A 24,403-nucleotide genomic window follows, 5' to 3' on the forward strand; every position below is an offset into this window, starting at 1 on the left:
CGCGCCGTCGCCGCTATGGCGCTTTCGTATCATCTCTTTCCGCTTTCAGCCCAGCATTGTCTTTCCCGCAGTGCGACGCAGGATTCCCGCGCCGGCTGACCCTCTTTCATTCCTGTGCAGATGGACGCCGCGCGTTCTTCTGATGATGGTTTCCCTGGATTTTTACCGAAACATATCTCGGAGCCTGACATCGTGCTTTACACTGAAAAGAGTCACAAAACGACGGCATACTACTCTCTGCCGGGCCCTGCATCATTCGTGGTGCAGGCTGAACGCCTGTTTCAGGTTGTCTACGCTGGAGCATCCATGATTGACGATAACGCTACAACAGAAGGGGACTGCCATGTCTGACGACATGATCCATTCGCACTCGTCAGCGGCGGGTAAGCACGACAATGTACGCTCCATGCAGGAGGTGGCCATGAATGACCGCGACGCTAGCGAAATGCTGCGCACCTACAATATTGCCTGGTGGGGCAATAACTATTATGACGTCAACGAACTGGGGCATATCACCGTTTGTCCCGATCCGGAGGTGCCTGAAGCGCGTGTCGACCTGGCTAATTTGGTGAAAGAGCGTCAGGGGAAAGAAGATCGTCGTTTGCCTGCGCTGTTCTGCTTCCCGCAAATCCTGAAGCACCGTCTGCGCTCTATCAACGGCGCGTTCCAGCGTGCTCGCGAATCTTTCGGCTACGAAGGCCGCTACTTTTTGGTTTATCCAATCAAGGTGAACCAGCATCGCAGAGTGATCGAGTCGCTGGTGAACTCCGGCGAACCGCTGGGGCTGGAAGCGGGTTCCAAGGCGGAGCTGATGGCCGTGCTCGGTCATGCCGGCATGACCCGCACCGTTATCGTCTGCAACGGTTACAAAGACCGCGAATATATTCGTCTGGCGCTGATCGGCGAGAAACTGGGGCACAAAGTGTACCTGGTGATTGAGAAAATGTCGGAAATCCGGCTGGTGCTGGAAGAAGCGGAGCGTCTGAACGTGGTGCCGCGTCTGGGCGTACGCGCCCGACTGGCCTCTCAAGGCTCCGGCAAATGGCAGTCCAGCGGCGGCGAAAAATCCAAATTCGGACTGGCGGCAATACAGGTACTGCAACTGGTCGAAATGCTGCGCGAGGCCAACCGCCTGGAAAGCCTGCAATTGCTGCATTTCCACCTCGGCTCTCAGCTGGCGAATATCCGGGATATCGCGACCGGCGTGCGCGAATCGGCCCGCTTCTATGTCGAACTGCACAAGCTGGGCGTGAATATTCAGTGCTTCGACGTGGGCGGCGGTTTGGGCGTGGACTATGAAGGGACGCGCTCGCAGTCGGACTGCTCCGTGAACTACGGCCTGAACGAATATGCCAACAACGTCATCTGGGGTATCGGCGACGCCTGTAACGAACATGGTCTGCCGCATCCAATGGTGATCACCGAGTCCGGCCGTGCCCTGACAGCGCACCATACGGTGCTGGTGTCCAACATCATCGGCGTGGAACGTAACGAGTTCAGCGAGCCGGAAGCGCCGGGTGAAGACGCCCCGCGCGCGCTGGAAAGCATGTGGTCGACCTGGAATGAGATTACCCAAACGGGCAACCGTCGCTCCCTGCGTGAATGGCTGCACGACAGTCAGATGGACCTGTACGATGTCCACACGCAATATGCGCACGGCATGTTGGATCTGACGCAGCGGGCGCAGGCGGAACAACTTTATCTGAGCATCTGCCAGCGTATTCAGCAGCAGCTCGATCCCAGCAATCGCGCGCACCGACCCATCATCGACGAACTGCAAGAGAGAATGGCGGACAAGCTGTACGTCAACTTCTCGCTGTTCCAGTCTATGCCGGATGCGTGGGGTATCGACCAACTGTTCCCGGTGCTGCCGCTGGAAGGGCTGGATAAACTGCCGGAACGTCGCGCGGTCTTGCTGGATATCACCTGCGATTCCGATGGCGCGATCGACCATTATATTGATGGCGACGGTATTGCCACGACCATGCCGATGCCGCCGTACAATCCGGAAGATCCGCCGCTGCTGGGCTTCTTTATGGTGGGCGCCTATCAGGAAATTCTGGGCAACATGCATAACCTGTTCGGCGACACCGCCACCGTGGACGTTTTCGTCGGAGAAGACGGCAAGGTCGACATTGTGGAGTCGGACGAAGGCGATACGGTTGCGGATATGCTGGAGTACGTACAACTGAATCCGGATGTACTGATGTCTCGCTTCCGCGATCAGGTAAATGCGGCTCAGCTACAGCCGGAGCTGCGGGCGCAGTTCCTGCATGAGTTCGAGACCGGGCTGTACGGCTACACCTACCTTGAAGACGAATAACATCTCCCGAAGCGTCACAATACAAGAAGGCTGAGTGTGAACTCAGCCTTTCTTCTTTCTGCCGTCATCATGCCGAGATTTCAGGTCATAGACGTTGTCCTCTGGGACTTCGCGCCATGTTAGCAAGCGACCGATGATAAGGCATTCGAGCCGTAGGAATGGACAGAGTAATGCGATGAAGACCTCGGGCGGGATAAATGAGCTGTGGTGGCGGAGATCAGTGAAAAGGGCGCCGCGGCGCCCTTTGTCTTTATCTGAAAGCATCCGCGATTATTTGTTTTCGGCGATACGCTTGCGGATATGTTCGGCGCGTTCTTTAGACGCCGGGTGGGAGTCAAACATGCTGCTGTCGCGGCCTGCATCCATCTTCGCCAGTTTCTCGAAGCTGGTCGCCAGACCTTCGCGGTTGACGCCACGCTTTTTCAACAGATCGAAGGAGTAGTCATCAGCCTGAGATTCCTGAGCCTGAGAGAACTGCGCGTTAACCAGCGCTTCGCCCAGATCGGCCAACTGAGACTTGGACAGCGTAGCGGCAACGCCGCCCGCAGACGCGGCTGCGGAGCGTGCCGCTTCTGCCGCGTAAGCGACCTGCATGGCTTTACGGGTGTGGCCCAGCGCGACGTGGCCCATTTCGTGGCCCAGTACACCTTCCACTTCGTTATCGTCCATCATGTCCATTAGGCCGCTGTAAACGCGGATGCAGCCGTTAGCCATCGCCCAGGCGTTGACGTCTTTCGTCAGGTAAACTTTGTAATTAGCCGGGGTGCCGTTGATGTCGTGACCGAGTGAGTTGGCGATTTTATTCAGGCGTTTGGTGTATTTGCTGTTGGCGGGTGCGATGCTCGCCTCTTTATCCATTTCCTCACAAGACTGCGTGCTCAGCGTTTTCACGTCTGAATCACTCAGAGAGGCGGCTTTGAAAGCCTGGGTGCCGGACTGCAGCATTTGTGCTGCGTCCATGCTCTTACAGCCGCTTAATGACGTTGCCATGACGATCGCTAACAGTGAAACTCGTAATTTCATCCCTTATCTCCCTAGGATTGTAAGTAAAAACAACACGTCTTCGACTAAAGACGTAATAAAAACGTGGATAATGTAAGGGAATGTACATGGTATTAATAGGAATAAATTCAGAACATTTAATTCGTCAGGAAATAGTACGCTGTAACCCTGAATGGATGGGCAACGGGGAAGTTTAACGGGGCTGAAACGGCATAGATCCCCCGTCCCAGAGGCGTTTTGGCGCGTACGGTACCCAGTGCATTCGACTAGGTTTTCATGTACATTTAAAACTATCTCTTCTTGGTCTTTTCGGGCTAACGTTCTGATTTATATATCGTGTGTTCGGCAAGACACTTGTTCAATCCGATCTGGAGTAAAGCATGTCCTCTCGTAAAGAACTTGCCAATGCTATCCGTGCGTTGAGCATGGATGGTGTGCAGAAGGCCAAATCTGGCCATCCGGGCGCACCGATGGGTATGGCCGATATCGCCGAAGTCCTGTGGCGTGACTACCTCAATCATAATCCTGCTAACCCGCACTGGGCGAACCGCGACCGCTTCGTGCTGTCCAACGGCCACGCCTCCATGCTGATCTACAGCCTGCTGCACCTGACCGGCTACGATCTGCCGTTGGAAGAGCTGAAGAATTTCCGTCAGCTGCATTCCAAAACGCCGGGTCACCCGGAGGTCGGCTATACGCCGGGCGTAGAAACCACCACGGGTCCGCTGGGGCAGGGGATCGCCAACGCGGTCGGTATGGCTATCGCCGAGCGTACGCTGGCGTCGCAGTTCAACCGCCCGGGGCATAACATCGTCGATCACCACACTTATGCGTTCATGGGCGACGGCTGCATGATGGAAGGGATCTCGCACGAGGTCTGTTCACTGGCGGGGACGCTGAAGCTCGGCAAACTGACCGCGTTCTACGATGACAACGGCATTTCCATCGATGGTCACATCACCGGTTGGTTCACGGACGATACGGCCGCTCGCTTTGAAGCCTACGGCTGGCACGTGATCCGTGGTATCGACGGTCACGATGCGGATGCGATCAAACGCGCCATCGCCGAAGCTCAACTGGTGACCGACAAACCGTCTCTGCTGATGTGCAAAACGGTCATCGGCTTTGGTTCGCCGAACAAGCAGGGNACGCATGAAGTGCATGGTGCTGCGCTGGGCGATGCCGAAGTAGCCGCAACCCGAGAAAATATCGGCTGGAACTACGGTCCGTTCGAAATCCCGGCCGACATCTACGCCGAGTGGGATGCCCGCGACGCGGGACAGCGCAAAGAAGCTGACTGGAACAAGGCGTTCGACGCTTACGCCAGCGCCTATCCGGATCTGGCCGCTGAATTCCGTCGTCGTGTCGACGGCGAACTGCCGGCAAACTGGCAGGCGGAATCCGCCAAATATATTGAAGAACTACAGGCCAACCCAGCCAGTATTGCCAGCCGTAAGGCTTCTCAGAATGCGCTGGAGAACTACGGCAAGCTGTTGCCTGAATTCCTGGGTGGATCGGCAGATTTGGCGCCAAGCAACTTGACCATGTGGTCAGGCTCCAAGCCGCTAAATGAAGATCCTGCGGGCAACTATATCCATTATGGTGTGCGCGAATTTGGTATGACCGCTATCGCTAACGGGATTGGCCTGCACAGCGGTTTCATTCCTTATACCGCGACCTTCCTGATGTTCGTGGAGTATGCGCGTAACGCGGTACGTATGGCGGCGCTGATGAAACTGCGCAGCATCTATGTTTATACCCATGATTCCATCGGTCTGGGTGAAGATGGTCCGACTCACCAGCCTGTTGAACAGCTGGCGAGCCTGCGTGTTACGCCGAACCTCAGCACCTGGCGTCCGGCTGACCAGGTCGAAACCGCCGTGGCATGGAAATATGCGATTGAACGTCAGGATGGTCCTTCCGCTCTGATCCTGTCTCGTCAGAATCTGGCGCAGCAGGAACGTACCGCTGAGCAACTGGCGAATATCGCCAAAGGCGCTTACGTACTGAAAGACAGCGAAGGTCAGCCTGACCTGATCCTGATCGCTACCGGTTCTGAAGTGGAACTGGCCGTGGCGGCTTGGCAGCAGCTGACGAACGACGGCGTGAAGGCGCGCGTGGTTTCCATGCCTTCTACCGACGCGTTCGACAAGCAGGATGCTGCGTACCGTGAATCTGTCTTGCCTGCCGCCGTCAGCGCGCGCGTGGCGGTGGAAGCCGGTATCGCCGACTACTGGTACAAATATGTCGGCCTGAACGGGGCGATTGTCGGCATGACCACCTTTGGCGAGTCTGCTCCGGCCGAGCTGTTGTTCAAAGAGTTTGGTTTCACAACCGAAAACGTGGTCGCAAAAGCGAAAGCCTTGCTGAAATAAGTACTGCGTTTGCCGAAACAGGCCGGGGAATTTCCCCGGCTTTTTTTATCTTCGATCCCTGCTTTTTCAATGCGACAAGTAGTTGTATTCATTTTTTTGACGTACGTCACTCTTCTGGCACATGCCCGTGGGGACGATTCCCTTTGACAATGAATTCGTTTATGCTAGCTGAAGCGTTTCAGTCATCGGAGCAGTCACCCATTTCCGCTCAATCAGCCGGGTTTTACGGGCCGATGACGAAGAGAACGCAAGGTATAACCAACGGTTTATTCCTGACGATGTACTGATTATTCTATAGGACCAGCGGTTTTATCATTGCACAGGGAATTTCATGACGATCCGTATTGCGATAAACGGTTTTGGTCGGATAGGACGCAGTGTACTGCGGGCTCTCTATGAGTCCGGACGGCGCGCCGAGATCTCCGTCGTCGCGATCAATGAACTGGCGAATGCCGAAGGGATCGCTCACCTGCTCAAATATGACAGCAGCCACGGCCGTTTTTCGTGGGATGTCGGTCAGGAATGCGACCAGTTGTACGTGGGGGATGACATCATCCGCCTGCTGCACGAGCCGCAGCCGCACAACCTGCCCTGGAAAGAACTGGGCGTGGACATCGTGCTGGACTGTAGCGGCGTTTACGGCAGTCGGGCCGATGGCGAAGCGCATCTGGCCGCTGGCGCCCGCAAAGTGCTGTTTTCGCATCCTGGCACGCCAGATCTGGACGCCACTGTGGTGTACGGTGTCAACCACAATGATTTACGGTCCGAGCACCGTCTGGTGTCGAACGCATCCTGCACCACCAACTGTATTATTCCCGTGATAAAACTGCTCGATGACGCATTTGGCATTGAAAGCGGCACCGTCACCACCATTCATGCTTCCATGAACGATCAACCGGTGATTGACGCCTATCACCATGATTTGCGTCGCACGCGTGCGGCCAGCCAGTCAATCATTCCGGTGGATACCAAACTGGCGGCGGGAATCACGCGGTTTTTCCCGAAGTTTCAGGATCGTTTCGAAGCGATATCCGTGCGGGTTCCCACCACGAACGTCACGGCGATCGATTTGAGCGTTAGCGTGAGATGTAAAGTAAACGTCTGCGAAATCAACAACCTGCTGCAAAGCTCAGCGCGAGGGGCATTTCGTGGTATAGTTGACTACACAGAATTACCGTTAGTTTCGGCCGATTTTAATCACGATCCGCACAGCGCGATCGTGGACGGAACACAAACCCGGGTCAGTGGACATCATCTGATAAAAACACTGGTCTGGTGCGATAATGAATGGGGCTTCGCCAACCGTATGTTGGATACAACTCGGGCAATGGCGGCCTGCGGATTCTAGTACGCGGCGGCGGTTCTGCCGACGCCTCGCTCAAGCAACTTTAAGAGAATCAACCAAGAGGATTCACCATGGCTGTAATTAAGATGACCGATCTGGATCTGGCTGGCAAACGTGTGCTGATCCGTGCGGATCTGAATGTACCGGTTAAAGCTGGCAAAGTGACGTCCGATGCGCGTATCCGCGCATCTCTGCCGACAATCGAAAAAGCGCTGAAGCAGGGTGCCCGCGTGATGGTGACTTCCCACCTGGGTCGTCCTACCGAAGGCGAATACAACGAAGAATTTTCTCTGCTGCCGGTTGTTAACTACCTGAAAGACAAACTGTCTTCACCCGTCCGTCTGGCGAAAGACTACCTGGAAGGCGTTGATGTCGCGGAAGGCGAACTGGTTGTTCTGGAAAACGTCCGCTTCAACAAAGGCGAGAAGAAAGATGACGAAGTGCTGGCGAAAAAATATGCCGCGCTGTGCGACGTATTCGTCATGGACGCCTTCGGTACGGCTCACCGCGCTCAGGCTTCGACTCACGGCGTAGGTAAATTCGCCCCCATCGCCTGCGCAGGTCCGCTGCTGTCTGCTGAACTGGAAGCGCTGGGCAAAGCCCTGGGCAAACCGGCTCGCCCGATGGTCGCAATCGTCGGCGGTTCTAAAGTTTCCNCCAAACTGACCGTTCTGGACTCTCTGTCTAAAATCGCTGACCAGCTGATCGTCGGTGGCGGTATCGCCAATACCTTCATCGCGGCTCAGGGTCACAACGTGGGTAAATCCCTGTACGAAGCGGACCTGATTCCGGAAGCGAAAAAACTGCTGGAAACCTGTGATATCCCGGTACCGAGCGATGTGCGCGTGGCGACTGAGTTCTCAGAAACTGCAAGCTGCACGATGAAATCCGTCTCTGAAATCAAAGACGACGAACAGGTGCTGGATCTGGGCGACGTTTCTGCAGAACGCCTGGCTGAAATCCTGAGAAATGCCAAGACTATCCTGTGGAACGGTCCGGTAGGTGTGTTCGAATTCCCGAACTTCCGTAAAGGCACCGAAGTGATCGCTCAGGCGATTGCCGATAGCGACGCTTTCTCTATCGCGGGCGGCGGCGACACCCTGGCTGCTATCGACTTGTTCGGCATTGAAGATAAAATCTCTTACATCTCTACTGGCGGCGGCGCCTTCCTTGAGTTCGTTGAAGGTAAAAAACTGCCAGCCGTAGTGATGCTGGAAGAACGCGCTAAGCAGTAATATCGAACGACGGGAGAGGTATCTCCCGTTTACGGTTGCCTCTATGCTGAGGTGGAGGCGACCGTTGCTATCTCTAACCCCCCACGGCCAACGAAACAGGACACGTAACATGTCTAAAATCTTCGATTTCGTAAAACCTGGTGTCATCACTGGTGATGACGTACAGAAAGTTTTTGCAGTCGCAAAAGAAAACAAATTTGCCCTGCCCGCCGTTAACTGTGTCGGTACCGACTCAATTAACGCCGTGCTGGAAACCGCTGCAAAAGTTCGCGCACCTGTCATTGTGCAGTTCTCCAACGGCGGTGCTGGCTTTATCGCAGGTAAAGGCCTGAAATCCGATGTTCCGCAGCAAGCGGCTATCCAGGGTGCTATCTCTGGCGCGCATCACGTTCATCAGATGGCTGAATACTATGGTGTTCCGGTTATCCTGCACACTGACCACTGCGCGAAGAAACTGCTGCCGTGGCTGGACGGACTGCTGGACGCCGGCGAAAAATTCTTCGCGGCTAACGGCAAACCGCTGTTCTCTTCTCACATGATCGACCTGTCTGAAGAGTCTCTGGAAGAAAACATCGAAATCTGCAGCAAATACCTGACTCGCATGGCGAAGCTGGGTATGACGCTGGAAATTGAACTGGGTTGCACCGGCGGTGAAGAAGATGGCGTAGATAACAGCCATCTGGACAACTCCGCGCTGTACACTCAGCCGGAAGACGTGGCTTACGCGTACGAAAAACTGAACGCTATCAGCCCGCGTTTCACCATCGCGGCTTCCTTCGGTAACGTACACGGCGTTTACAAGCCGGGTAACGTCCAGCTGACTCCGAAAATCCTGCGCAACTCTCAGGACTTCGTTTCTGAAAAATACAACCTGCCGCACAACAGCCTGAACTTCGTGTTCCACGGCGGTTCTGGTTCTACTGCTGCGGAAATCGAAGAAGCGGTTGGTTACGGTGTGATCAAAATGAACATCGATACCGACACCCAGTGGGCTACCTGGGAAGGTATTCTGCAGTACTACAAGAAAAACGAAGGCTACCTGCAGGCACAGCTGGGTAACCCGGAAGGCGCTGACAAGCCGAACAAGAAATACTACGACCCGCGTGCATGGCTGCGTGCTGCGCAGAGCACCATGATCGCCCGTCTGGAACAAGCCTTTAAAGAACTGAACGCGATCGACGTTCTGTAATAAATACAATCTAAACGGCTTCAATAAGGCTCCTTCGGGAGCCTTATTTTTACTGCAGTTTTATACAAATGACGGTAGATTTTGGTGTGAGTGAGTGAATCAGTTTAGCGAGTTTCAAACAGGAGTGAGTCAATGGAAGATTTAGGTGTAACAGAAAGCGTCAGTCGCGTGCAGACCTGGTTGACCAACAACCAACATGTGCTGCTGGAGTATGCAGTAAATATTATTTCCTCGCTGGTCATTCTGATTGCCGGATTGATTGTCGCGCGGATCTTGTCCCGCACGCTGAACCGCCTGATGCGGGCGCGGAGTATTGATGCTACGGTTGCGGATTTCCTCTCCGCCATTGCGCGTTACGGCGTGATTGCATTTACACTAATTGCCGCGTTGAGCCGCATCGGCGTACAGACGGCATCGATTATCGCCGTGTTGGGTGCCGCCGGTTTGGCCGTAGGTTTGGCACTGCAAGGCTCATTGTCTAACTTTGCTGCTGGCGTGCTGATTGTCATGTTCCGTCCTTTCCGTACCGGCGAAACGGTCGATCTGGGCGGGGTGAGCGGTACCGTCACTCAGGTGCAGATTTTCTCCAGTACGTTGCTGACGGTTGATGGTCGAATCATCGTCGTCCCGAACGGCAAAATCATCTCCGGCAATATCATCAACAGCTCCCGCGAGCCGAATCGTCGTACCGAGATCATCGTGGGCGTCGCTTACGATGCGGATATCGATGTGGTGAAAAAAGTGCTGGGCGATATCATCAATGCGGATGAGCGTATTCAGAAAGATAAAGATGTCGTGATCCGGTTGAACGAAATGGCAGCCTCCTCTCTGAACTTCGTTGTGCGCGTATGGACAAGCAACGCAGACTCCACCGTGGTGTACTGGGACTTGCTGGAAAACTTCAAGCGCGCGCTTGATGAACACCAGATCGGCATTCCTTACCCGCAGATGGATGTGCATCTGCACCAGACCGCGACGGCGGAACCCGCCGACAAGGCGTAAATCAGACCTTTCTTTTTATGCGCTGCCCACACGCTTTACGGTCAGCGCATTTCCATTCTTCATTTTCCTTTTGTTTACCAAACCCCCCTGCCAATCTTTAGAAACTCTCCTATATTGTGGGGGAGCCACCTCACGTATGGTGTGCATTGCCGTCATAATTTGAAAGGAGAGAGTGTGAAACTCAAGACACTGACATTGGCTGCGATTATCGGTATGGGGACGCTATCCGCCGCGGCTACAGCCAACGAGTTGCCTAATGGCCCGCATATCGTCACCTCTGGCTCAGCCAGCGTAGACGCCACGCCGGATATCGCCCGACTGGCTATTGAAGTCAGCGTGTCCTCCAAGGATGCCGCTGACGCTAAAAAACAAGCGGACGCCCGCGTTGCGCAATATTTCGATTTCCTCGCCAAACAGGGGATCGACAAAAAGGATATCAATGCGGCTAATATCCGCACCCAACCTGAATACGATTATCTGAAAACCGGCGGTAGCGTGTTGAAAGGCTATAGTGCCGTCCGACAGGTGGAAGTGACCGTACGTCAATTGGATAAGTTAAACGAGCTACTGGATGGCGCGCTGAAGGCCGGCCTGAATGAAATCCGTACGGTCGATCTGAGCGTATCTCATCCCGATACCTATCGGGATCAAGCTCGCCAGAAGGCGATTGAGCAGGCAAGCAGCCAGGCGAAGGCGTTAGCCGGTGGTTTCAAAGCGACGCTGGGGCCGATTTACAGCATTCGCTATCACGTCGCCAATTACCAGCCGGTGCCGGTGGCTCGTATGCTGAAAGCGTCGGATGCCGCCGNACAGACGATGGCGTCACAGACCTACGAACAGCAAACCATTCATTTCGACGATCAGGTCGACGTCGTATTTGAGTTGCAACGTCAGCCCTGATCCCCCGATTTCGCGGGCGCGGAGCATACTGCGATCAAGGCTGACGCAGCACCCGACGCCCGTGTTCCAACAGCGCATCCGTCACTTTACGCATCATCCGGCTTTCCGGCGCGAAGCGATGCCAGTACAGCATCCGGCGCTGTAGCAGGCCGGGTGTAAGATCGATCAGCTCGCCATTAGCCAGCTCACGTTCGATCTGCAGGTGGGGGATCATGCAGCAGGTGGNGCCCTGACGGGCCAACTGAACAAAAGCTTCCGACGAGTTCACGATATGGCAGGGGACGCTGCCGGGCGACAGGTCGAAGTTTTGCTGTAAAAACGCCTGATGCATGTCATCCAAATGGTCGAAAGCCACCGCCGGTGCGCGCAGCAGGGCGGAGCGCGTGACGCCGTTTGGAAAATAGCGTGTGGCGAATTCCGGCGAGGCGACGAAAAGATAGTCCAACGCGCCTAGCGCGTCGACCAGACAGCTGGGCAGGGGCTGCGGTTGAATACTGACGGCACCGACTACCTCGCCGCGTCGCAAGCGTTCCTGCGTGCGCGTTTCGTCCTCAACCTGCAGATTCAGACGTATCGGGGAATCCGCCAATACAGACTGCAATGCCGGCAGCAGCCAAGTCGCCAGACTATCGGCGTTGACCGCCAGCGATAGCAGGAGAGGGGCCTCGCTGCTATTTTCATCGCCAAGCCATTCTTCTTCCAGCAGTTCAACCTGATGCAGCAACGCCAACAGCTTTTGCCCCTGTTCGGTCGGACGGGGAGGGATCGTTCTGACCAACAGCGGCTGACCAAAGAGATTCTCAAGCTGCTTGATGCGCTGCGATACGGCGGATTGAGTAATGCAAAGTTTCTGTGCTGCGCGTTCAAAGCCCCGCTCGCGGATTACGGCGTCCAGGGCCTGAAGAGTGCGATAGTCCGGGCGTTTCATGAAGGGGGAAAGTTCCTGTGAATAATATTACTCTTTTCACTATGCCATAATTTTTGGCGTCACCTCTCTAATAAATGACGCGTTTATCTGCGAACTCCTCAAATTTGCGTATACGCAAACGCTAAATCACGCCTTTTAGGTAACGTCTGCCTTATAATACGCACACTTTTTAAAGCAACAGGCAATCAGACCATGACACAGGATGAACTCAAAAAAGCCGTCGGCTGGGCCGCGCTGGATTACGTGCGCCCCGGTACTATCGTCGGTGTTGGCACAGGCTCGACGGCGGCGCATTTTATTGATGCGCTGGGCACCATCAAAAATCAGATCGAAGGCGCCGTGTCCAGTTCGGACGCCTCTACAGCCAAACTGAAGAGCCTGGGTATTCCGGTGTTTGATTGCAATGAAGTTGATGTGTTGGACGTTTACGTGGACGGCGCGGACGAAATCAACGGCCCTATGCAGATGATTAAGGGCGGGGGCGCGGCGTTGACGCGTGAAAAAATCGTCGCCGCCATCGCCCGGCAGTTTGTCTGTATCGTCGATGCCACCAAACAGGTCGATATTCTGGGGCGTTTCCCGTTGCCGGTTGAGGTGATCCCTATGGCGCGGTCTTACGTCGCGCGGGAACTGGTCAAATTGGGCGGTCAGCCGGAATATCGTCAGGGGGTCGTGACCGACAACGGCAACGTCATTCTGGATGTGCATAATCTGAATATTTCTGACGCGATTGCGATGGAGAACCGAATTAATGGTATCGCCGGTGTGGTGACGGTCGGTCTGTTTGCCAACCGTGGCGCGGATGTCGCGCTGGTGGGAACGCCGGATGGCGTGAAAACGATTAAGCGCAGCTAGTCAGGGATAGTCTCGCGCCGTCTCTCTCCGGCCTGTTTGGGCAGGCCGGATTTGTGGCAATCAGGCGCAATTTTTTTACCCGGCATTTTTGGTGCTTAATATCACTTTTTCTTATTTGGCACGGCCACTATAGGGCCGGCTTCTTATTTAGCAGCATTTTTTGCCACAAATGTCGCTTTACGGTGCCGCTTCCTCGCGCCGGGAAGCAATCGTTTGTATTGCCGCCCGCGTAATTTTTGTTATGTTTGCAGGCAATGGTTTTGCAAACCGTCACATCTGAAGTCTGAAAAAATAAGGTCGGGAAATGGCAAAGGTATCACTCGAAAAAGATAAGATTAAATTTCTGTTATTAGAAGGTGTACACCAGAATGCGGTCGATAACCTGCGTTCCGCCGGATACACCAACATCGAATACCATAAAGGCGCGCTGGATCCGGAAACGCTGAAAGAGTCGATTCGCGACGCTCACTTCGTCGGCATTCGTTCGCGTACGCACCTGACCGAAGAGATCTTCGCTGCGGCGGAGAAACTGGTTGCCGTCGGGTGCTTCTGCATCGGCACCAACCAGGTTGAATTGCCGTCCGCCACCAAGCGCGGTATCCCGGTCTTTAACGCGCCGTTCTCCAACACCCGCTCCGTCGCAGAGCTGGTCATCGGCGAACTGCTGCTGATGCTGCGCGGCGTTCCAGGGGCTAATGCCAAGGCACACCGCGGCGAATGGCACAAACAGGCTATCGGCAGCTACGAAGCCCGCGGAAAAAATCTCGGGATTATCGGCTACGGTCACATCGGTACTCAGCTGGGTATTCTGGCGGAAAGCCTGGGCATGCATGTTTATTACTATGACATCGAAAGCAAACTGTCTCTGGGCAATGCGCAGCAGGTTAATCAGCTGTCCGACCTACTGAAAATGAGCGATATCGTCAGTCTGCACGTGCCGGAAACCGAGAGTACACAAAACATGATCGCGGCTGACGAACTGGCTCAGATGAAGCCGGGCGCCATGCTGATTAACGCCTCACGCGGTACTGTGGTGGATATTCCCGCGCTGTGTGAAGCCTTGAGCAGCAAGCATCTGTCCGGTGCGGCGATCGACGTTTTTCCGCAAGAACCGGCCTCCAACAAAGAACCGTTCCTGTCGCCTCTGTGCGAATTTGATAATGTGCTGCTGACGCCGCACATTGGGGGGTCTACCCAGGAAGCCCAGGAAAACATCGGTGGGGAAGTGGCTAGCAAGCTGGTGAAATATTCCGACAACGGCTCTACGCTGTCCGCGGTGAACTTCCCGGAAGTCTCTTTGCCGACCCACAGTGCCCGCGCCAGCCGTCTGCTGCATATTCATGAAAACCGTCCAGGCATCATGACGCAGTTGAACACCATTTTTGCCAACGAAGGCATCAACATTGCCGCGCAGTATCTGCAAACCAGCGCTGATATTGGCTATGTCGTGATTGACGTGGTCACCGACAGCGCTGACACCGCGTTGCAGTTGATGAAATCTATTCCGGGCACCATTCGCGCCCGCCTGCTGTACTGATTATCGTCTTTATCTCTGTCAGAAAACCGGCCCTGTGAGGGCCGGTTGTGTTTTTTTACTGGCAGTCGATGACGATTTTGCCTTGAGTATGCCCTTCCAATACGGTTTTATGCGCGGCGGCGAGTGTTTCCGTCGTTAATCCGTTTAGCACCTGGCTGGCGGTTCCTTTCAGTTTGCCTTCGTCGACGTCACGAGCGATCTGCTGCAATATTTCTCCCTGTCGGCTCATGTCTGGCGTGGAGTACATGCTGCGGGTAAACATGAACTCCCAATGCAAGGCGGCGCTTTTGAGCTTGAGCTGCGTTTGGTCCAGCGGATGCGCATTTTCTACAATCGTGCAGATTTGGCCCAAAGGCGCAATCAACTGACCTATGGCGTCCCAGTGACCGTCGGTATCGTTGAGGCAGAAGATGTAATCCACCTGCTCGAATCCTTGCTGTTTGACCTCATCCACCAGATTACGGTAGTTCACTACGTGGTGCGCGCCACGCCGCTTACACCATTCGACAGAGTCCGGACGGGAGGCCGTGGTGATAATGGTCACCTTGCTGTGCAATGCGGCCAGGGAGATGGCCATGGAGCCTACGCCGCCCGCGCCGCCGATAATCAGCAGCGTCTTGCCGGCTTCCGCGTCCTGTATTTTCAGGTGTTCGAACAGTCCTTCCCAGGCGGTCAGCGAGGTCAGAGGCAGCGCCGCCGCCGCCGCCCAGTCCAGCGTTTTGGGTTTATGCGCGACAATGCGAGAGTCGATTAACTGATGAGTGCTGTTGCTGCCGGGGCGGGTAATATCGCCGGCATACCAGACCTCATCGCCTTCCTGAAACCCCGTTACCGCAGAGCCGACCTTCAGTACGATGCCACTCGCGTCCCATCCCAGGGTACGCGGCGTCTTCAGGCCGTCGGCGCGTAGCATCGCATGCACTTTGGTATCTACGGGGTTGATGGAAACCGCTTTGACGGCCACCAAGAGATCGTGGTCGCCCGGAGACGGGATGTCCTGAGTGATTTCAATAAAATTTTCCGGTTGTTTAGGATCAACCGCGATCGCTGTTGCTGTCATAGTGAACTCTCCCATTCTGCAAGGTATTGGAGTCGATGTAGCTGTGGATCACAGTGTAGAACGACAGAAGGAGGCTGATAAGATGTACAATAAATAACGCAGTGTTCGAAAAAGAAGAACAATTATGTTTAACCAACTAAAAGATATGGCGCTGTTCGCATTAGTCGCTGAGAGCGGTAGCTTCACACAAGCCGCACAGCGGGCGGGCATGGCGAAGTCGAGCCTGAGTCAGCGCGTCAGCCTGTTAGAGCAGCGGCTGGGACTGCGGTTGATGAATCGCACCACGCGTAAAATCAACCTTACGTTCGCTGGCGAGCGCTATCTGATTCATTGTCAGGAGATGCTGCAGGCGCAGGAGCGCGCGGAATTGACGATCCAGCATCTGCGGGATAATCCGAGTGGTCGCTTACGCATTACCAGCCCGGCGGGCGTGGGGGCTACTCTGCTGGCGGGATTGACAGCAGAGTTTCAACAGCGCTTTCCTGCGGTCATGCTGGAAGTGTCGGTATCGGATAACGTGATCGATTTGGTCGCCGATGGGTTTGACATTGGCTTGCGCACCGGTAAACCACAGGATTCATCCCTGATAGGGCGAGCACTGGGATTTACGCCGCGTTATCTGGTGGCGTCCACCGGTTATCTGGAACGCGCTGCGTCGCTGACGCATCCGCGTCAGCTACAGGAGCACAGTTGCATCGCGCATCGTGCCTGGAGCGAGTGGGTTCTGCATCGGGGAAAAGAGTACTACCACTGTATGCTGCCGCGCTCTCATGTCACGGACAACTTGCTCTACGCTCGCGCATGTGCGATTGCCGATGGCGGCATTACGCTTCTTCCCGAATTTTTGAGTCGAGAAGCTATCGCCACCAGAACGTTGGTAAGGGTGTTGCCGCAATGGCAGGCGGAGCCGAACGATCTGTATCTTGTCTATCCCAGTCGTAAATTGAACTCGCCTGCGCTGGCTTGTTTCATTGATTTCATGTTGCAGCACGAGGTTTTCTTCCCACAAGCGTCAGAGACTTAACACAGTGGATAGCGCCCTTGTTTCTGGCTAATGACAGAGTCGCCTTCGTCCGATGTGTCGCGAAGCTGAGGGCCGCGCTGGAGGGGCCGCTTTTGATATTCATTGATATGGTCGATAGCCATGCAGACCAGACTGATGTCGAGCTATCCATAGGGAAAAGAGATGAGTCGGGTTTAGAGGAGCGGTGNCGTTAGGTACGTAATCGGTTTACTGAACGGTGTAAGCAAACCCGGTCAACAATGCGTGAAGAACTATTTTGGAGCCGATGAGGCTTATAAAGGAGGCCCGCACTGGGGCGAGCCTCATGACTTAAACTTCATCGAAAACGTTACGCCATTTTTTTGTACTTAATGCGATGAGGCTCCAACGCTTCCGCACCCAGCGTGCGCTTCTTGTACTCTTCGTATTCGGTGAAGTTACCTTCGAAGAACTCGACTTTGCCCTCATCCTGATAATCAATGATGTGGGTCGCGATACGATCCAGGAACCAGCGGTCATGCGAGATAACCATGGCGCACCCTGGGAATTCCAGCAGGGCGTTTTCTAACGCTCGCAGGGTTTCGATATCCAGGTCGTTGGTCGGTTCATCAAGCAGCAGCATGTTGCCGCCGACCTGAAGCAGCTTCGCCAGATGGAGACGACCGCGCTCACCACCCGACAGTTCGCCGATGCGTTTGCCCTGATCCACGCCTTTGAAGTTGAAACGGCCGACATAGGCGCGGCTAGGCAGCTCGAAGTTGCCGATGCGCATAATATCCTGACCGCCGGAAACTTCTTCCCAGACGGTTTTACTATTATCCATGTTATCGCGGAACTGGTCGACGGAGGCCAATTGAACGGTTTCGCCCAGGCTGATTTCGCCGCTATCTGGCTGTTCCTGACCGGATAACATACGGAACAGCGTGGATTTACCCGCGCCGTTCGGGCCGATAATGCCCACAATCGCGCCTTTTGGCAGAGTGAAGGAGAGATTGTCGATCAGGACGCGATCGCCGTAAGACTTGTGCAGGTTAGTCACTTCCAGGACCTTGTCGCCGAGGCGCTGACCGGCCGGGATAAACAGTTCGCTGGTTTCATTACGCTTCTGGTACTCAACGCTGTTGAGTTCTTCAAAACGAGCCAGACGAGCTTTGCCTTTTGACTGACGGCCTTTAGCCCCTTGTCGAACCCACTCCAGTTCTTTCTCGATGGACTTGCGACGTGCCGCTTCGGCAGACGCTTCCTGTGCCAGACGCTGGTCTTTTTGCTCCAGCCAAGAGGAGTAGTTGCCTTCCCACGGGATCCCTTCGCCACGGTCAAGTTCCAGAATCCAGCCTGCCACATTGTCGAGGAAGTAACGGTCATGGGTGATCGCCACGACCGTGCCTTCATAATCGTGGAGGAAGCGCTCCAGCCACGCGACGGATTCGGCATCCAAGTGGTTGGTCGGTTCATCCAGCAGCAGCATGTCCGGTTTTTCCAGCAGCAGCCGACAAATGGCGACACGGCGACGTTCGCCACCCGAGAGATTGCCGATTTTGGCCTCCCACGGCGGTAGACGCAGCGCATCGGCCGCGCGTTCCAGCTGATTGTCGAGGTTGTGGCCATCATGCGCCTGGATGATCGCCTCAAGCTCGCCCTGTTCTTTGGCGAGNTTATCGAAGTCCGCATCCGGCTCGGCATAGGCCGCGTAGACTTCGTCCAGACGACTCAGCGCCTGTTTGACTTCACCGACCGCTTCTTCAATAGCTTCGCGTACGGTCTGCTCCAGATTTAACTGGGGCTCCTGCGGCAGATAGCCGATCTTGATGCCGGGCTGCGGACGAGCCTCGCCTTCAATGTCTTTATCAATTCCGGCCATGATGCGCAGCAGTGTTGATTTACCGGCTCCGTTCAGACCAAGTACGCCGATCTTGGCGCCCGGGAAAAAGCTGAGGGAGATATCTTTCAGAATATGGCGTTTCGGCGGAACAATTTTGCCGACGCGGTGCATGGTATAAACGTATTGAGCCACGTTGCTCTGAGCCTCTCTCTATCAATGTTGGTGCGGCGGCAGACAGTTTCGTCGCACCGTAGGGGAATCGGTCGGATGCGGGCATAGCTCGCTAATCCGGCCGATGAGTTCACTGTGAAGAAGTTTAGCTGTTTTCAGCCAGCGATCCCAGCCATCAAGCGTTTTGGACGTTTGCTGTGCGTAACGGATTCCAAGAGGATGCAACGACAGAGTAAAGTTTCATTGATAACTGGGAACCTGCTCGGAAATGGCATAAATACCGTTAATTTTCCGAGTGATGAATATTCCATGCTGGCGTATCGTTGTCTTACTGGATGTGCCACACTTAGCGGATATGACAAGCCTGACGGCTGTTAGACAGGCTCATCGGTGCTGGGAGCATGGGCGCCTGCGGGCAGATAAACGATAACGAATGAGGTCAGCGTAGTATGTTCAAAGTGGTGTATTGGCGCTATGCCCTGGTGGCAGTTTCTCTGGCTGGAGTTTCGATTGCCGCGCAGGCTGATTCCCTTACCAGTCAACGTGAACGCTATCAGCAGGTGAAGGCTGCCTGGGATGCGAACCAGATGGATACCGTGGCGCAGTTAATGCCTACCCTGCGGGATTACCCGCTTTATCCTTATTTGGAATATCGTGCTCTGACGCAGGATTTGACGCAACTGACGAGCATTCAGGTGAAGCAGTTTATCGCGTCGCATCCCNCACTTCCCGTCACTCATAATTTGCAGACCAGCTTTATTAACGAGCTGGCACGGCGTGAGGACTGGCGGGGATTGNTGGCGTTCAGCCCGTCAATGCCCAAACCGATGGCCGCCCGCTGCAATTATCTTTATGCCAAATGGGTCACAGGGCAGCGTCAGGGCTTATGGGAGCAGAACCGAGATATCTGGTTGAATGGTCATTCGCTGCCGGCGAGCTGCGACAATTTGTTGACGTCCTGGCAGCAGTCGGGAATTTTGACGCCCTCGGTGGTTCTTGAACGTATCCTCCTGGCGATGGATTCGGGTAGTAGTAGTTTAGTGGCGCATCTGGTGCGGCAATTGCCGCCGGACTATCAAACCATCGCCGATGCGTTGAGCGCGCTGCAACGCGATCCGATGACGCTGGAACATTTCGCCCGTACCGTCGGGCCGACGGATTTCAGCCGTAAAGTCACGCTGACGGCGTTTAAACGCGTTGTCCGTCAGGATCCTGATGAGGCGCGTTCCATGTTGCCCATTATCGTGCGTTTACAGGGGTTGAGTAGTAGTGAGCGCAGCAAGATGGAAGAAGACGTGGTATGGCGTCTGATGGGGAAAGAGATCTCTGGCGAGCAGGCGGAATGGCGTGATGCGGTGATACAACGTAGTCAGTCAACCGCCTTGCTGGAACGTCGCGTGCGAATGGCGTTGGGAGAAGGCGACCGACGTGGACTGGCGGTGTGGTTGGCGCGCCTGCCCGCCGAGACATTGCAAAAGGACGAGTGGCGATACTGGCGAGCTCGGCTGGCAATCGAAAATGGGCAACGTGCAGAAGGCGAAGCGCAGCTGCGTGAATTGATGAAAGCCCGCGGTTTCTATCCCATGATCGCAGCGCAGCAGCTGAAAACCCAATATCCCTTAACGATCAAGGTGGCGGCCAAACCCGATCGAACGGTGGAGCAACTTGCTGAAGTCGCGCGTATTCGTGAGCTGATGTACTGGCATATGGATAATCTGGCGCGCACCGAGTGGTCAGGGCTGGTGGCGAGTCGTGAGCGGTTACAACAGGAGGCGCTGGCTCGTTTTTCATTCGATCAAGGCTGGTACGATCTTAGCGTTCAGGCCACGATTATCGCCAAGATGTGGGACAACCTGGAAGAACGTTTCCCGCTCGCCTGGAACGATGAATTCCGTCGTGCGACTCAGGGCAAAGACATATCTCAAAGCTATGCGATGGCGATAGCGCGACAGGAAAGCGCGTGGAATTCTCAGGCGAAGTCCGCCGTGGGCGCGTCAGGTCTGATGCAATTGATGCCGGCGACAGCGTTGCACACTGCCAAAAAATTTGATGTCGCGAGCTATTCCAATAGTGCACAGCTCATGGATCCGCAGACCAACATCGAGTTGGGTACGCTCTATTTGGAGTATGTTTACCAGTCGTTTGGTCAAAACCGCATTCTGGCGTCTGCCGCGTATAACGCTGGGCCGTCTCGGGTCAATACCTGGCTGGGAAACAGTAACGGGCGTATCGACGCCGTCGCGTTTGTGGAAAGTATCCCGTTTTCGGAAACACGGAATTACGTCAAAAATGTGCTGGCTTATGACGCGTATTATCGCTACTTCTTGAAACATAACTCGCCGGTGTTAACGGACAGCGAATGGCAGCACCGCTATTAGACTGGCTGCAGGTCAAGGTCGTCGGAAGTGGCTACTTTGGCCAGATAACGCATGCAAAGGTGTTTTACGATGTAAATTCGTTTCTTAAAACATGTTATGCTTGCGTACTAGTTTCTTGATATGGCAAAAGGCTATGACGACACCATCTCCTTACGATCCCGCACTGTCGGAAGAAGACAATGAAAACTGGTCTTATTTTCTGGATCTTTTAAGGCAATCAGTGAAGGACGACCTGGCGCTACCGCTGTTGCAGTTGCTGTTGACGGCGGATGAACGTACAGCGCTCGGAACTCGGGTGCGTATTATTCAGGAGTTGATGCGCGGTGACTTGAGTCAGCGCGAGCTGAAAAACGAATTAGGGGCCGGCATTGCAACCATCACGCGAGGGTCGAATAGTTTGAAAGCTGCACCGCCCGACTTGAAGAATTGGCTTGAAGCGCAGCTTCTGGAAAAAAAATAGGGGAGTTCGACGGGATACGGTTTACGCCTTGGAAACCGCCTGTTGAAACAACGTGTTGTGAAACGGCACCAAGGCCAGTAGTAAGGCCTGATGATAAACGCTGGCCCGTGTCAGCTTACCATTGGTGAACACGCCAATCGCGCCGCCTTTTTGATTCACGTTTTCAATACCGCTCAGGCGCGCCATTTCTTCGCCTAGCTCTCGGCCTTCGCGAACCCCCAGCAGGACCGCTTCTGGGAGCATCAAACTGGCGGAACGGGACTCTCCCCGAATCGTCGCGTTCTCGACAACCATCCAGGCGAAAGTCATGTTGTCTTCGATGCCGGCCTCGACCCCGACCCAGAAATCAGCCTCGGGACGAACCTGACGGGCCATCATGACGCGGTTTCTTGCCCCCGTACGTGTTTCCGAGGAACCCAAAGGCTGATGTGGAACGCCGCTGTCTACGTCGACTCCCTCAATGCGGCAATTTTCCGCACCAAAAACATCAGCAAATGCTAAAGTTACGGCGTTGATTTTTGCCGGGTTAGTCGTAGACGCTACAACGTAATACATAATGTTCTCTACTCTAGTCGTTAATTTGACGCAGTATAACGGAAAACAATCATGTTACAGGTATATCTTGTTCGCCACGGAGAAACCGAATGGAACGTGGCGCGGCGCATCCAGGGGCAATCAGATAGCAAACTGACGTCGGTGGGCGAGCAGCAGGCTCATCGCGTGGCGGAACGGGTAAAAAATCTGGGAATTACCCACATCATTGCCAGTGATCTGGGCCGAACGCGCCGTACGGCCGAAATCATTTCAGAGGGCTGCGGCGGTTGCCCCATTCTGCTCGAACCCAACCTGCGTGAGCTGAACATGGGGGTTCTGGAAGAGCGTCTGATCGACTCGCTTAATAGCGAGGAAGAAGGATGGCGCAAGCAAATTGTGGATGGCACACGAGATGGTCGTATTCCTAAAGGGGAGTCACTCTCCGAATTGGCCGAGCGGACGCACAAGGTGCTTGAGTTTTGCCTGACTCTGCCTCCCGGTAGCCGTCCTCTGCTGGTGAGCCACGGTATTGCACTGGGTTGTTTGCTCGGAACGCTACTGGGTTTACCTGCCTGGGCAGAGCGGCGACTTCGTTTGCGTAATTGTTCGCTGTCCCGTATTGACCACCAGCAGAGTCCGTGGCTGGCTTCTGGTTGGGTCGTTGAGACGGCCGGCGACGTTTCCCATCTGGATGCCCCGGCACTGGACGAACTACAGCGCTAGCGCCGCACCGGGATGAAGTATTCGCAGCAGATCACCGCAGGTGCTTCATCCGGTCTCACTCCGCCGGACAGCTTGAAACGCTCGATGTCGGACCCTTTGCGCCGGGTCAGCTTGAGGGTCGGCAGGCAGGTGTCATACAGGCTGACAATAAAGTTCTGAAGATCATCTTTCGGGCCTTCATAGTTGAACTTCACGTACTCGCCGCCCGGCAGGGTGATGGATTCGCCTGGGGCAGTGCCTTCCGGAACGTTATCTGGCTCCATCGCCGTGGTATAGAGCACTTCATGCTCGTCATCTTTGTCTTTGCTCGGACGAGAGTGAGCCAATCCATACAATCGGTCTGGAATTTGCTTGGCGTCACCGAGATACTGGCGCCAGTAATGAACCCTAAGCTCCATTCGGAAATGGCACAGCTGTTCCAACGTGCCGCTATAAATTTGCGTCAGGCCTACCAGTTTTATTTCTGGCAGTGTGATGAACTCAGGCTGAGGCATGGTAAAAGCGCCCAGTCGAATTGGAGCCTGAATGCCATGAGTATTCCAGTCATCCGAGCGTCGGTATGATGCCGGCGTTTGGGAAAATTGTTTCTTAAACGCGCGTGTGAAGGTTTGCTGAGAATCAAAACGATATTGCAGAGCGATATCCAGAATGGGCCGGCTCGTCAGGCATAGTGCCACGGCGGCTTTGGTCAGACGTCGGGCACGGATGTAAGAGCCGATGGCATGGCCCGTGACGTCCTTGAACATTCTCTGCAGATGCCATTTCGAATAACCCGCTTTTGCCGCGACTTTGTCCAGCGACAAAGGCTGGTCCAGGTGACCTTCCAGCCAGTTAAGCAGGTCATGTATGATACTGGCTTGATCCATAGCTCGTCCTCATAGAACACTCAGAGCGATAAAGGTTATAAGACGCTGCATGATAGCAACTTTTTTCATCTACGACTGCCAGGAATTTCAGGTAAAGGCTCAAGGGCGCACGTCGGCAGAGTGACTATTCGCAGCCGGTGAAGCAAAATAAGCTTTCTTAAAATACCTCTACACGCCATGAGTGATGGCTACATATCAGGAAAATTGCAAAATGTTCAAAAAGTCATTGTTGAGTCTTGGACTCTTTCTAAGCGTTGCGGTTTCAGCGAGTGCTGAAGAGGTGGGCTCTGTAGATACGGTATTCAAGCTGTTTGGTCCCGACCATAAAATTGTGGTGGAGGCTTTTGACGACCCGGATGTCACCAACGTTACCTGCTATCTGAGCCGGGCTAAAACGGGAGGGATCAAGGGGGGATTAGGGTTGGCCGAAGATACGGCTGACGCGGCAATCTCGTGTCAACAGGTGGGGCCGATCACGTTGAGCGAGAAAATCACGAAGAGTAAAGGGAAGGGCAACGTGGTTTTCCAACAGCGCACTTCGTTAATTTTCAAAAAATTACAGGTAGTGAGATTTTACGATGAGAAACGCAATGCGTTGATCTATCTAACTTACTCTGACCGTGTCATCGACGGTTCGCCCAAAAATGCGCTCAGCGCGGTGCCTATAATGGCGTGGGGAAAAACGCAGTAATGCC

The 24,403-nt window shown here is 54.6% G+C and carries 20 protein-coding genes; 14 read left to right on the forward strand and 6 right to left on the reverse strand.

The window, feature by feature from the left end; all coding sequences use genetic code 11:
• Nucleotides 1–343: 343 nt before the first annotated feature.
• Nucleotides 344–2,323: a biosynthetic arginine decarboxylase gene (speA, locus tag RZ35_RS00970; protein ID WP_026741620.1), complete on the forward strand. Its 1,980-nt coding sequence runs from the start codon at nucleotides 344–346 to the stop codon at nucleotides 2,321–2,323.
• A 270-nt stretch (nucleotides 2,324–2,593) separates the two neighbouring features.
• Here speA and loiP read toward each other — a convergent pair whose 3' ends face one another.
• Nucleotides 2,594–3,346 carry a metalloprotease LoiP gene (gene loiP, locus RZ35_RS00975; protein WP_026741621.1) on the reverse strand — a complete coding sequence of 251 codons (753 nt, stop codon included), beginning with the start codon at nucleotides 3,344–3,346 and terminating at the stop codon, nucleotides 2,594–2,596.
• A gap of 359 nt (nucleotides 3,347–3,705) precedes the next feature.
• Here loiP and tkt point away from each other — a divergent pair, with 359 nt between their 5' ends.
• The 6 genes from tkt to RZ35_RS01005 all read left to right on the forward strand — a co-directional run bounded on the left by tkt (nucleotide 3,706) and on the right by RZ35_RS01005 (nucleotide 11,371).
• The gene (tkt, locus tag RZ35_RS00980) at nucleotides 3,706–5,700 is read left to right on the forward strand and encodes a transketolase (protein ID WP_026741622.1); all 1,995 of its coding nucleotides are present in this window, start codon (nucleotides 3,706–3,708) and stop codon (nucleotides 5,698–5,700) included.
• A gap of 331 nt (nucleotides 5,701–6,031) precedes the next feature.
• Nucleotides 6,032–7,048: an erythrose-4-phosphate dehydrogenase gene (gene epd / locus RZ35_RS00985; RefSeq protein ID WP_026741623.1), complete on the forward strand. Its 1,017-nt coding sequence runs from the start codon at nucleotides 6,032–6,034 to the stop codon at nucleotides 7,046–7,048.
• Between the two features lie 68 nt (nucleotides 7,049–7,116).
• Nucleotides 7,117–8,280, forward strand: a complete 1,164-nt coding sequence (pgk, locus tag RZ35_RS00990) for a phosphoglycerate kinase (RefSeq protein WP_026741624.1) — start codon at nucleotides 7,117–7,119, stop codon at nucleotides 8,278–8,280.
• Nucleotides 8,281–8,389: 109 nt separating this feature from the next.
• Entirely contained in the window at nucleotides 8,390–9,469 is a 1,080-nt protein-coding gene (gene fbaA / locus RZ35_RS00995; RefSeq protein ID WP_026741625.1) for a class II fructose-bisphosphate aldolase, read from the forward strand.
• 132 nt (nucleotides 9,470–9,601) lie between these two features.
• Complete coding sequence (mscS, locus tag RZ35_RS01000; RefSeq protein ID WP_026741626.1) at nucleotides 9,602–10,471, forward strand: small-conductance mechanosensitive channel MscS; 870 nt, start codon at nucleotides 9,602–9,604, stop codon at nucleotides 10,469–10,471.
• A gap of 174 nt (nucleotides 10,472–10,645) precedes the next feature.
• Entirely contained in the window at nucleotides 10,646–11,371 is a 726-nt protein-coding gene (locus RZ35_RS01005) for an oxidative stress defense protein (RefSeq protein ID WP_026741627.1), read from the forward strand.
• 34 nt (nucleotides 11,372–11,405) lie between these two features.
• On the opposite strand, the gene RZ35_RS01010 is transcribed toward RZ35_RS01005, so the two are convergent.
• On the reverse strand, nucleotides 11,406–12,299 hold the full coding sequence (locus RZ35_RS01010) for a LysR family transcriptional regulator ArgP (protein WP_026741628.1): 894 nt from the start codon (nucleotides 12,297–12,299) through the stop codon (nucleotides 11,406–11,408).
• A 192-nt stretch (nucleotides 12,300–12,491) separates the two neighbouring features.
• On the opposite strand from RZ35_RS01010, the gene rpiA reads away from it, so the two are divergent.
• Together rpiA and serA are read left to right on the forward strand one after the other, a co-directional pair.
• Entirely contained in the window at nucleotides 12,492–13,154 is a 663-nt protein-coding gene (gene rpiA, locus RZ35_RS01015) for a ribose-5-phosphate isomerase RpiA (RefSeq protein WP_026741629.1), read from the forward strand.
• A gap of 304 nt (nucleotides 13,155–13,458) precedes the next feature.
• Nucleotides 13,459–14,691 (forward strand): phosphoglycerate dehydrogenase, encoded by a 1,233-nt coding sequence (serA, locus tag RZ35_RS01020; protein ID WP_026741630.1) that lies wholly within the window; start codon nucleotides 13,459–13,461, stop codon nucleotides 14,689–14,691.
• A gap of 55 nt (nucleotides 14,692–14,746) precedes the next feature.
• On the opposite strand, the gene RZ35_RS01025 is transcribed toward serA, so the two are convergent.
• Complete coding sequence (locus tag RZ35_RS01025) at nucleotides 14,747–15,751, reverse strand: zinc-binding alcohol dehydrogenase family protein (protein WP_026741631.1); 1,005 nt, start codon at nucleotides 15,749–15,751, stop codon at nucleotides 14,747–14,749.
• A gap of 124 nt (nucleotides 15,752–15,875) precedes the next feature.
• On the opposite strand from RZ35_RS01025, the gene RZ35_RS01030 reads away from it, so the two are divergent.
• Nucleotides 15,876–16,775: a LysR family transcriptional regulator gene (locus RZ35_RS01030; protein ID WP_026741632.1), complete on the forward strand. Its 900-nt coding sequence runs from the start codon at nucleotides 15,876–15,878 to the stop codon at nucleotides 16,773–16,775.
• A gap of 328 nt (nucleotides 16,776–17,103) precedes the next feature.
• On the opposite strand, the gene ettA is transcribed toward RZ35_RS01030, so the two are convergent.
• Nucleotides 17,104–18,768 carry an energy-dependent translational throttle protein EttA gene (ettA, locus tag RZ35_RS01035; protein WP_036152349.1) on the reverse strand — a complete coding sequence of 555 codons (1,665 nt, stop codon included), beginning with the start codon at nucleotides 18,766–18,768 and terminating at the stop codon, nucleotides 17,104–17,106.
• Nucleotides 18,769–19,196: 428 nt separating this feature from the next.
• On the opposite strand from ettA, the gene sltY reads away from it, so the two are divergent.
• On the forward strand, nucleotides 19,197–21,125 hold the full coding sequence (gene sltY / locus RZ35_RS01040; RefSeq protein ID WP_026741634.1) for a murein transglycosylase: 1,929 nt from the start codon (nucleotides 19,197–19,199) through the stop codon (nucleotides 21,123–21,125).
• A 133-nt stretch (nucleotides 21,126–21,258) separates the two neighbouring features.
• Nucleotides 21,259–21,585, forward strand: coding sequence for a trp operon repressor (gene trpR / locus RZ35_RS01045; RefSeq protein ID WP_026741635.1), 327 nt, complete (start codon nucleotides 21,259–21,261; stop codon nucleotides 21,583–21,585).
• Between the two features lie 21 nt (nucleotides 21,586–21,606).
• Here the strand turns inward: trpR and yjjX are convergent, their stop codons facing one another.
• Nucleotides 21,607–22,140, reverse strand: coding sequence for an inosine/xanthosine triphosphatase (yjjX, locus tag RZ35_RS01050; RefSeq protein ID WP_026741636.1), 534 nt, complete (start codon nucleotides 22,138–22,140; stop codon nucleotides 21,607–21,609).
• A 51-nt stretch (nucleotides 22,141–22,191) separates the two neighbouring features.
• Between yjjX and gpmB the strand changes: the two genes are divergently transcribed.
• Nucleotides 22,192–22,842, forward strand: a complete 651-nt coding sequence (gene gpmB / locus RZ35_RS01055) for a 2,3-diphosphoglycerate-dependent phosphoglycerate mutase GpmB (RefSeq protein ID WP_026741637.1) — start codon at nucleotides 22,192–22,194, stop codon at nucleotides 22,840–22,842.
• On the opposite strand, the gene robA is transcribed toward gpmB, so the two are convergent.
• Entirely contained in the window at nucleotides 22,839–23,708 is an 870-nt protein-coding gene (robA, locus tag RZ35_RS01060; RefSeq protein WP_026741638.1) for an MDR efflux pump AcrAB transcriptional activator RobA, read from the reverse strand. The genes gpmB and robA overlap by 4 nt on opposite strands.
• Nucleotides 23,709–23,919: 211 nt before the next feature.
• On the opposite strand from robA, the gene creA reads away from it, so the two are divergent.
• Nucleotides 23,920–24,399: a protein CreA gene (creA, locus tag RZ35_RS01065; RefSeq protein WP_026739040.1), complete on the forward strand. Its 480-nt coding sequence runs from the start codon at nucleotides 23,920–23,922 to the stop codon at nucleotides 24,397–24,399.
• Nucleotides 24,400–24,403 lie beyond the last annotated feature (4 nt).

Source organism: Lonsdalea quercina subsp. quercina (assembly GCF_000688655.1).
GTDB classification, from domain to species: Bacteria; Pseudomonadota; Gammaproteobacteria; order Enterobacterales; family Enterobacteriaceae; genus Lonsdalea; species Lonsdalea quercina.

Coding starts and splice junctions, on each gene's coding strand:
- speA (WP_026741620.1), top strand. CDS start 344: ATGTCTGACGACATGATCCATTCGCACTCGTCAGCGGCGGGTAAGCAC.
- loiP (WP_026741621.1), bottom strand. CDS start 3,346: ATGAAATTACGAGTTTCACTGTTAGCGATCGTCATGGCAACGTCATTA.
- epd (WP_026741623.1), top strand. CDS start 6,032: ATGACGATCCGTATTGCGATAAACGGTTTTGGTCGGATAGGACGCAGT.
- fbaA (WP_026741625.1), top strand. CDS start 8,390: ATGTCTAAAATCTTCGATTTCGTAAAACCTGGTGTCATCACTGGTGAT.
- mscS (WP_026741626.1), top strand. CDS start 9,602: ATGGAAGATTTAGGTGTAACAGAAAGCGTCAGTCGCGTGCAGACCTGG.
- rpiA (WP_026741629.1), top strand. CDS start 12,492: ATGACACAGGATGAACTCAAAAAAGCCGTCGGCTGGGCCGCGCTGGAT.
- serA (WP_026741630.1), top strand. CDS start 13,459: ATGGCAAAGGTATCACTCGAAAAAGATAAGATTAAATTTCTGTTATTA.
- RZ35_RS01025 (WP_026741631.1), bottom strand. CDS start 15,751: ATGACAGCAACAGCGATCGCGGTTGATCCTAAACAACCGGAAAATTTT.
- RZ35_RS01030 (WP_026741632.1), top strand. CDS start 15,876: ATGTTTAACCAACTAAAAGATATGGCGCTGTTCGCATTAGTCGCTGAG.
- trpR (WP_026741635.1), top strand. CDS start 21,259: ATGACGACACCATCTCCTTACGATCCCGCACTGTCGGAAGAAGACAAT.
- yjjX (WP_026741636.1), bottom strand. CDS start 22,140: ATGTATTACGTTGTAGCGTCTACGACTAACCCGGCAAAAATCAACGCC.
- gpmB (WP_026741637.1), top strand. CDS start 22,192: ATGTTACAGGTATATCTTGTTCGCCACGGAGAAACCGAATGGAACGTG.
- robA (WP_026741638.1), bottom strand. CDS start 23,708: ATGGATCAAGCCAGTATCATACATGACCTGCTTAACTGGCTGGAAGGT.
- creA (WP_026739040.1), top strand. CDS start 23,920: ATGTTCAAAAAGTCATTGTTGAGTCTTGGACTCTTTCTAAGCGTTGCG.